This is a genomic window from Kitasatospora sp. NPDC091257 (genome assembly GCF_044757675.1).
GTDB lineage: Bacteria > Actinomycetota > Actinomycetes > Streptomycetales > Streptomycetaceae > Kitasatospora > Kitasatospora lactacystinica.
Window position 1 is genome coordinate 1 of record NZ_JBIVVI010001707.1, and the last position, 1,382, is coordinate 1,382.

Sequence of the window (1,382 nt, forward strand, 5' to 3'; positions counted from 1 at the left end):
CCCAGGACCTCGGCGAACACCTCGCAGAGCAGTTCCTCGTCCGCGGTGCGCGGCGCCCGGTATGACGCCTCCGACAGCGCCCCCCGGTCCGGCGCCGGCAGGGCACGGCGGTCCAACTTGCCGTTGACCGTCAGCGGCAGCGTCTCCAGCGGCATGATCGCAGACGGGACCATGTAGTCGGGAAGCGTCACCGCGAGCGCATCCCGCAGGGCGGCGGCATCCACCTCCACATCCACGGCCGGGACGACGTAGGCGGCGATGCGCTTGTCGCCCGGAACGTCCTCGCGGACGATCACGGCGGCCTGCGCGACACCCGCCTGACCGAGCAGGGCTGCTTCGATCTCGCCCAGCTCGATGCGGTAGCCGCGTACCTTCACCTGGTCGTCGGTGCGGCCGAGGTAGTCGAGGGTGCCGTCCTCGCGCCAGCAGGCGAGGTCGCCGGTGCGATACATCCGCTCTCCGGCCGAACCGAACGGGCAGGCCACGAAGCGCTCCGCCGTCAGACCCGGACGGTTCAGATACCCACGCGCCAGCTGCACACCGGCGAGGTACAACTCGCCGGGAACACCGACCGGGACCGGACGCAGGGCCGCATCCAGGACGTACACCCGGGTGTTGCCCACCGGCCCACCGATCGGCACCGTCGCCGTCCCCGGCACACACTCCCAGGCGGTGACGTCGATCGACGCCTCCGTCGGCCCGTACAGGTTGTGCAGCGGAACACCGAGGTCCCGCAGGAAAGCGTCCCGCAACTCCGGGGACAACGCCTCACCACTGGCGAACACCGCCCGCAGAGAAGAGCAGGTCCGAGCAGCCGGCTCCAGCAGGAACACCTGCATCATCGACGGGATGAAGTGCGTGACCGTCACACCCTCCGCACGGATCACCTCCGCCAGGTACGCCGGATCACGATGCCCGTCCGGACGCGCCACCACGAGCGTGGCGCCCGTCGTCAGCGGCCAGAAGAACTCCCACACCGACACGTCGAACCCGACCGGGGTCTTCTGCAACACCCGATCCGACGACGTCAGCCCGTAGTCGTCCTGCATCCACGCCAAACGGTTCACCACACCGTCGTGCGCAACCACCACACCCTTCGGGCGGCCCGTCGACCCCGAGGTGTAGATCACGTACGCCGGACTCTGCGGGCCGTGGCCCGGGCGCTCCGGATCCGAAACAGGCTGCACACCAAGGGCGTTGACGGTCTCGGCATCGTCCAGGTCGATCCGCCGGACACCCGCCTCGGCCGCCAGCGCCCCGTCCATCGTCACACTGTCGGTGACCAGCACCGCCGGACGACCGTCGACCAGGGTGGAGGCCAGACGCTCCGCCGGATAGTCCGGGTCCAGCGGCAGATACGCCGCCCCCGCCTTCCCGATCGC

The 1,382-nt window shown here is 70.0% G+C and carries 1 protein-coding gene; it reads right to left on the bottom strand.

From position 1 onward, the window contains the following. The coding region (locus tag ACIQOV_RS41435) for an amino acid adenylation domain-containing protein (protein WP_401056318.1) at positions 1-1,382 on the bottom strand (1,382 nt) is incomplete at both ends.